This window comes from Actinocrinis sp. (assembly GCF_035946395.1).
GTDB lineage: Bacteria > Actinomycetota > Actinomycetes > Streptomycetales > Catenulisporaceae > Actinocrinis.
The window spans coordinates 1-7,696 of the sequence record NZ_DASYZI010000322.1 but is presented as its reverse complement, the minus strand read 5'-3'; the positions used below and the strand labels follow the sequence as shown (position 1 = coordinate 7,696).

Here is a 7,696-nt window from a genome sequence, read left to right as displayed (position 1 = left end):
GGGCCTCCACGGGCTTCTCGCTGAGTTACTGATGGCCGAGTGCGACGAGCGGGTGCGATTTCGGGTTCGTGTACCGGCGCACGGGTTACTTTCGCAGGTGATGCTGTCTTGCGATCACTGAGGGTTGCTATAGTCGGGCTTGGCTGTGTTGTTGGCGGGTACGTGAGGTGGGGACGTGCACGCTCCTCCCGGGGTGTTCGATCCGTTGCGTGATCGTGATCCGGTCCAGGTTGGTGGGTACCGTTTGCGTGCCCGTCTCGGGTCGGGCGGTATGGGGGAGGTCTTCCTGTCGTTCGACGGGTCCGGCGAGCCGGTCGCGGTGAAGGTGTTGCGTTCCGAGTTTGCCGATAACCGTCAGTTCAGGGCCAGGTTCGCGCGCGAGGTTCGTGCGGCTCGGCTGGTGCAGGGTCGCAATATTGCCGCGCTGGTTGATGCCGACCCTGACGCTGATGTTCCGTGGCTTGCCACCGCTTACGTGGCCGGGCCGACGTTGGCGGATGCGGTGGATTTTTATGGGCCGTTGCCGGTCTCGTCGGTGATCGTGTTGATGGCCGAGATCGCCGAGGCGTTGCGGGCGATCCATGCCAGTGGCATTGTGCACCGGGATTTGAAGCCTGCGAATGTGGTGCTTGGCGCGGACGGGCTGCGGGTGATTGATTTCGGGATCGCGCGTGCCGCCGATGCGACGCCGCTGACCATGACCGGCATGATGGTTGGCTCGCCCCAGTATGTGGCGCCCGAACAGGTGCTCGGCGAGCCGCCCGAGCCGATGGGTGATGTGTTCTCGCTGGGTGCGTTGGCGCATTATGCGGCTACTGGTCGGCCGGCGTTCGGCGATGGGCTGCGGGTTGCGGTGCTTTATCGCATCGTCAACGAAAGTCCCGATCTGGCCGGCTGCCCGAGGCAGATCAGAGCACTGATCGAGTCGTGTCTGTCCAGGGAGCCCGCCGACCGGCCGAACGTCGCGGAGATCCTTGAGGTGTGCACGCCGGACGAGCCGCCGCGCGGCGCGGCCGACTGGTTGCCTGAGTCGGTGGTGTTCGCGATCGACGCTTACCGCGCGGCGCTGACCGACCTGGCCCAGAGCGGTCACGCACCGCATGGCGCCGGGCCGGATTCCGCAGCGTTGGCGGTGGCGGGAACGCGTCGGCTCGCGACGCCGGACGACGGGATCCCGATCGGCGCGCGCCGTGGCCTGCGGTTTGTGGTGGGCGGGCTCGCTGCCTCGTTGGCCGTACTCGCCACTGCGGTGGTGGCGGCGAGCACCATCGCGTCACGCGGTAACGCCCGGCCCGAATCGACTGCGGTATCGGGTGGCGCGGCTTCTGCGTCTGGCCAGCAGGATGCGGGAGCACAGGCGCGTACGGGTACCTTGAACGGCTTTCCCGGCGCGGGACCACCATCGATTCCCGGTCTCGGGACGCCGCTGGGAGCGCCGCAGGCAGGTGGCCCGCAGGGAGGCCCGCCAGGTGCCTTCGGCCCGCCTCCCGACCCGCCGGTGCCCACCATGTTGTGGTGGTCCGGGACGGTCCGCATCACCAGTGCCGGACTGTGGCTGGACGCCAAGCCTCCCGTCGCAGCACAGGGATATGGCGACGTCAAGGAAGCGGTCCCAGCTGCGACAGCCGAGATCTCCAGCGGCGCGCCGGAGGTGAGCAACCTCGCGCTGTGGGACGGTGCGGGTACCCCGACCGGTGCCCAGTGCCGCACTCTTGCGCTCGCACAGGGTACGGCGCGGCTGCACGTCAGCGTCGGCGACATCGTGTGCGCACTAACCGCGTACCGCCAGGTCGCCGTGCTGCGGATCGAGGACCTCCCGACCGACGACTCTGGAGTGACCGCCGCGGTCAGCGTTTGGGGCAACACACCACCCTGAACCAGGCACGTATTGCACGTTCGATGTCTGATTCCGTTCCCGTCGAGCACGGTGGATGCTTGGGCTGACGAGCGCCATCTTCCTTTACGCGAGTTCCCGGTTGTTGATGTGCCGTTGCATGAGTGGGAATGGGTGGTTGTCAAGCACGGGCGATTGGTGTGAGTACCTATCACGATCGGCGACGGGTTGGCCGTGATCGTGTTGCCCGTCTCTGAAGTGTTCCGCCGTAACGCCGTGATGGGGATAGGTCCAATGGGGCCAAGACGCGATGTTACGAATCATGAAGAAGCTCTGATGATTAAAATTCGACGAATGTGGTTGCTTGTTGCAGGCCAGGCCTTGCAAGCATGCGATCTACGTACATTTCTCTGTGGCCTGTCGCGATCAAGTTATTCTTTGGCCGTCCAAGTCTGGTGACCATGAAGCAGCCGCTCGTTTCCGCGGGCGTGTAACAGAAATGCAACGATCGACGAAATCGAGCTTGCCATGCGATGATCAGGGCTCTACTGATTGAAGTGCCAGTCACGTACTGCCGAGGGTGGGGTGCGGTTTCGCATCACGGCAGGTTTGATGATCCGTGGGGGGATTATGTCTGGGTGGCCTCGCAGTGCCTTGAGGACCTTCTTCGCCGCCGTCGCCTTCATGGCTCTCGTGGTGGTCGCGCTCGGCGGTCCGGCCAATGCGAATGGCGTCAACGCGGCCCTGAAGATCCGGTGGTTCGCGGGCGTGGTGGCGCTGACGTCCTCGGTCATACTGCTCGTTTTCGGCCGACTACCGAAGAGCTACCCGAACAACGGCGAGTCTTTGGGGGAGCCGACTCCCACGTCTCCGACCATCGGGCAGGTCGTCGAGTCGATGAGGCAGATCTCGCACAGGTATAAGTCTGATGTGCTGTACCTCTTCCAGCAGGTGCTTCATGATCCGTCGCAGTACCTGACGCGGGCGACTGAGATCGCCCACATCAACGACGGCTCCCTGAAGCAGGATGTGACCCTGAACTACGCGATCCATGACGCGACAGCGGAGATGATCTCGGAGGCGGGTGAGAAAACCATCCTGCTGCCGCTCATGCGCCTCAAAAAAGGGACGATGCTGGACAACCTTGAGCTGTGGGACACCAATGACAGGCCCTTGGCGGCACTCTTGCAGAGCGAGACGTACGGCATCCTGGCCTATGTCATCGACAAGCTGTTCCGGCAAGCATACTTCGGTGATACGCAGGAGGCTCAGACCCGCGCGCTGAGCGACTTCGAGGCGAAGCTCTTTTGGACCCTTGTCGACCTCGTGTGCCACGTCGGGCGTGTTTCGAGCGAAGTCAAGGAGGCGATCTTCGGCTTACTCTCGCCAAACCTCGTCGGATCAGCTGCTTCGCCGACCGGCGCTCCCAGTACTGTCGACAAAGTGGCGGTCAAGCGTCTGATCGAGTTCTGCGACTTCTTCTCCAGCTACTACCTGATCATTGTCGAGGCACCGCTGCCGGTCGGCAGCCGGCTCATCCTTCGTTACTCGCGTACCATTCCGATCTACGAGCAGACTGCGACATTCACCGACCGGCTCCGCGTTCGCCTCGGGCTGAGCCCGTTCGGGTTCACGTACCCGCTCACGCTTCCGTTCGACGCCCACAGCTATCACTTCCGTATGCCGGCAGGCTCCGCGAGATTCCTGGTCGATCAGCGGTTGATCGATTCCCAGAACGGGCGCTCGGTGAATCAGGCAACGTATGCCGGCGAGAACCCCCGGCCATATCTGCGCCTCCGGCATCACTCCGGTCTGCCGTACGCTCATTTCTATACTCGTGGGCTGAACCAGGTGCCGCGTCACGACCTTTGGACGCGAATCGAATTCGACGAGGTTCCTCCGGGTGTCCTCGGCGGCGCGGCGGTCATTTCCACCACCTGCGCCATCTTGATCTGGTTCTTCACCCTGATACAACCGGGCCTTCGCGGGGTGAACACGAACACCGACATGCCGGCGCTCTTACTGGCGTTGCCGGCGTTCGCGGCGACGTTCGTCGGCCACTCGGCTGAACGTGTGCTGCGCTCCAGCATCGCCTCGTACGCCGGGCTTGCCATCGCCGGTGTGACTTCGGCCTGTAGCGCCCTTGTTTATATCGCGAATGCGAACCACAAATCGCTGTACACGATCAACCATTTCACGTTGTTCAACGGGCTTGTCCGCCTGAGCAACATCGACATCAGCTGGGTGATCCTGGCGCTGATAGCCTCGCTGTCCAGCGCCTATCTCGTCGAAGTGCTTCGTGACAAGGTTCGCTGGTATATGCGCATGCTCGAAAGGTGGCGTAAGTTAGCTTGACTAAAATGAAGCGCAGATTTATAATGAGCGCGGATATTAATACGAGAGATCGACGGTCATATTATGTTAGGCAGAAGGAACTCGGAAATGCCAACTCCTGAAGAATTATCGGCGGCGGGCGTGCACAAGTCTTATGCGCGATGGTTGCAGGGCGGTCCGCCGGCGGGCGAAGCCTTCGTGGACACCGGCGAGGCGAGCCCGGTGGACGTGCAGAAGATCCTCTGGCGACCCAACAGGGGCGAGCGGGCCGCACTGCGCGCGGGGATGGCTGCCGATGTCGCCCGTGTCAACCAGCTCTTCGACGAAGAGCGCTCGCATGAATACGCCACACGTATGACTGCACTTGTTGGCGAGCTGCTGACCAGCCATGGCATCGATCCGGAAAGCCTCGAAATACTACGGAACGTCGTCGAGCCGGCCGCAGAGTAGGCGGCTGTCCTCGACAAAGCAGCACCGCTGATGCGCAGCCAGCCAGCGGCGGTTCTGCTGGGAGCGAAGACGTCTGATCCGTCGTCACTGCGGTCTGGTCTGGAGGCGGACAGCGACTGTATATGGGGTGGCATGTGCGTTGTCGATGACACTTTGCTCGACCAGGCAGTGCTGCCATTGGGCAGAGGATTTCTCGATCATGGCCGTAAGCAGCTTCATGTGTGGCTCGGCGAGCAAGGCGAGCACCCGGTGAAGCGTGAAGCTTGTGCCGCGGCGCAGAGAGGATGAGGTCTCGCAGTCGCTCGGGGATTACGCGGATAAGAATCCGGGGGCATTGTCGCAACCTTGTGGTCAACCAATGTGAAGCCGACGGGGTGACTCTGACCGACGCGGGAAGCGAGCTCTTGGCTTGACACGAGAGTTTGTTGCTGGAATCGCCTTTACGACCTCCGCAACCATGCTCTGTGGAGCTATGCTGTCTGCGGGTACTCAATTGCTAACCAAGGGGGGTGTAGCTATGGGCTTCTTCAGCGGTGTGTTCAGCACGCTGAACGCGATCGGAAAATACAGCATGGCCCAGGACGAGGCGAAACGCTTGGTGGGACTGAGTGAAATCGTCGCCTGCCGGCAGCTCAAGGTCGCGTCGACGAAGGCTGATGCGGATGAGTGGAAGTACCTGATCTCGGCTCTGGATCAGCTTTCAACGTCGGAAAGCGGCCAAACGGCGAACTTTGCCGCACTGCTGGCGCAATATGCCGAAAATCTACGTGATCCGAACTGATCCATCGTACCCGTAAAGGGGAGGGCAGGTGGGCGGGGAGCGGTGAGGGGCCGGAGAAGATCGATTCTGGTATGAGCCCGCGACCAGCATACGGAATGTCATATCTGGGCATCCTGATTTCCGGGCTGACAGTCCGGATTCGGTTCCCGCCACTCGCTCGTTGAAGGGCCCATACAGACACCCTGTCGTCTGTATGGGCCCCTTTGGGCTTTTAGCCGGCCATGGACCTGCATCCGGTGCGCCAAAGCTACTGGATCACCGTTGACTTGGACGCCGTCACGCTTGCGTGATCGGTGAGCAGTAGCCGGGCGGGTGACTCATGCGGGTTGTCAGCGTGCACATTTACGGCTGCGATTTCTGTGCAACACACCAGATCCACGCGCCTGGGACTTTGCTTGCATGTCACGCAATGTGCTGAGACAGGTGGTGTGTGTTACGTGCTCTGAGGTGGTTGTGGTGCCCGGGGCGGTCGGACTGCGCGTCACCTTGCTTCGAAGGAGGCGCGGACGGAGCGTGGACGAGTGCGAGCCGTTGGGTCCTGAATCGGTGACGTGGAAGTACTTCGGGGACTGGCGCGGTCTGCTGCTGGGCTTGTGGATGGGAGTGTTGCAGAACATGCATCCGCAGGTGGCTGCCGGCGTGGAGCAGCACTCGCGGTTTCTCGACGAGCGATGGCAGCGGACCTTCAGGTCCATTTATCCCATCCTCGGAGTGGTTTACGACGGCTCGCACGCACGACGCACCGCCCGGCAGATCGTGGGCTACCACCACCACGTCAGCGGGACGGACGTGCGCGGACGGGGATACAACGCGCTCAACCGCTCACCCTTCTACTGGGCGCACGTCACCTTCGTCATGGCCAACGTGGTGATCGCCGAGAACTTCGGCTCAGGGTTCACGGACTCGCAGAAAGAGCGGCTCGCCCGCGAGAGTGTGCAGTGGTATCGGCTCTACGGTTTGCCGATGCAAGGCCTGCCGGGGGACTGGACAGAGCTTCGGGCGTACTGGGACACCACTTGTGCCACTGTGCTTGAGGACAGTGGCGCTGCCCGGGACGTGCTCGACATCGGGCGGATGCCCAAGCCTCCGCTCCTGGCGGTAGTGCCGGAGTGGTTGTGGCGGAGGTTGTGGGATCCGGTGAGCCGGGTGTTGTTGTGGATGACCGCCGGTCTGCTGCCCGCCCCCGCTCGTGAGCGGCTTGGTCTGCGGTGGTCTGAGCGCGACGCGCGAATGTTGCGTCTGGTCTGTCGAGCGGTGGCCGTGCTGTTCCTACTGCTTCCGTTCCGCCTGCGTTATCACCCGCGGGCTCGGGCCGGTTGGCACCGTGCTCGCGGCACGATTGCGGCCACCGCCCCGCTGGTGCACACGCCAGCGCGCAACCTGCCGCCACCGGAACGGCGGGCGTACCCCAACCATTACACGGGCAATAGCGATCAGCGGCGGGCGTTGCGGGAGTGATGGTTCGTTCAACTGGAGAGAGTCATGGGCCCCTCTTCGAACTTGACTGTGGCCGGTGGCGCAGGGGCGGTCGACGCGTAGCGGCGGGCGAGCCTACAGCCGCACATAAGGCCACGGTCACGTTCGAAGAGCCCATGGTACGGAGCTGGCCGTCGGTGGCCGTGGTGAGCCGGGCACGGTCTTTTGCTGGGGGATCGGACCGTGCCCGGCGCCGGATTTCCACACGTCGTACCGTCCGGCTGATGTTCGGGCGGTGCACCATCTTCTGCGGCTGCCAGGGAAGGGCCCTGACGGCGCGCCGCCCGCCGGAAGCGACGTTGACGACGGTACTTCCGGCATCCCCTTGTTTCCGCAGCACGGGGATACCGCAATTCTGGTGCTGCACCGGCGATGCAGGCATCGGATCAGTGCACAGATGATCGGTCGGAGGATTGTGCCGATGTAATGCAACCTGGGGGCGGTGGATAGGACCGAGGACGAGGGTGGTGGGTTGTCGGCGGCGAGTGGCGGGGTTATGAGCTTCCTGCTATGCGGTGTTGTAAGCGGTGTTGTGGGCGTGCCTTGTGGAAGTGGGGCAGGTCTGTGCTCGCGGACAGTGCCTGGCGCGGGATCGACCGATCACCCTGGTACCTCGATCGCCTTTCGTTCTGGACCGGGACCGGGATCGGGCTTTGGCCGGCGGGATCGGTTCGGATCACGGCGCGGGACCAGCCATTGAGGACCAGCGATGACCAACGCCCTCTCCACGCCGCGCGCGGTGCTCGCCGCCGTGGCCCGGGAGCTGGCGGACGACCTGCCGGACCTGGCGCGGCGCGCGGTGGCGGTGATAACTCGGCGCG

At 63.2% G+C, this 7,696-nt stretch carries 5 protein-coding genes; all 5 read left to right on the top strand.

The genetic code is table 11. The features are described from left to right. The first annotated feature begins 193 nt into the window (after positions 1–193). The 5 genes from VGS97_RS19780 to VGS97_RS19760 all read left to right on the top strand — a co-directional run bounded on the left by VGS97_RS19780 (position 194) and on the right by VGS97_RS19760 (position 6,857). Positions 194–1,876 carry a serine/threonine-protein kinase gene (locus VGS97_RS19780; RefSeq protein WP_326855078.1) on the top strand — a complete coding sequence of 561 codons (1,683 nt, stop codon included), beginning with the start codon at positions 194–196 and terminating at the stop codon, positions 1,874–1,876. 612 nt (positions 1,877–2,488) lie between these two features. Next, positions 2,489–4,189: a hypothetical protein gene (locus tag VGS97_RS19775; RefSeq protein WP_326855077.1), complete on the top strand. Its 1,701-nt coding sequence runs from the start codon at positions 2,489–2,491 to the stop codon at positions 4,187–4,189. Positions 4,190–4,276: 87 nt separating this feature from the next. After that, positions 4,277–4,618, top strand: a complete 342-nt coding sequence (locus tag VGS97_RS19770; RefSeq protein ID WP_326855076.1) for a hypothetical protein — start codon at positions 4,277–4,279, stop codon at positions 4,616–4,618. A gap of 517 nt (positions 4,619–5,135) precedes the next feature. Next, positions 5,136–5,399 carry a hypothetical protein gene (locus VGS97_RS19765; protein ID WP_326855075.1) on the top strand — a complete coding sequence of 88 codons (264 nt, stop codon included), beginning with the start codon at positions 5,136–5,138 and terminating at the stop codon, positions 5,397–5,399. Between the two features lie 513 nt (positions 5,400–5,912). Next, entirely contained in the window at positions 5,913–6,857 is a 945-nt protein-coding gene (locus VGS97_RS19760; protein WP_326855074.1) for an oxygenase MpaB family protein, read from the top strand. The last annotated feature ends 839 nt before the right edge of the window (positions 6,858–7,696 follow it).

Coding starts and splice junctions, on each gene's coding strand:
- VGS97_RS19770 (WP_326855076.1), top strand. CDS start 4,277: ATGCCAACTCCTGAAGAATTATCGGCGGCGGGCGTGCACAAGTCTTAT.
- VGS97_RS19765 (WP_326855075.1), top strand. CDS start 5,136: ATGGGCTTCTTCAGCGGTGTGTTCAGCACGCTGAACGCGATCGGAAAA.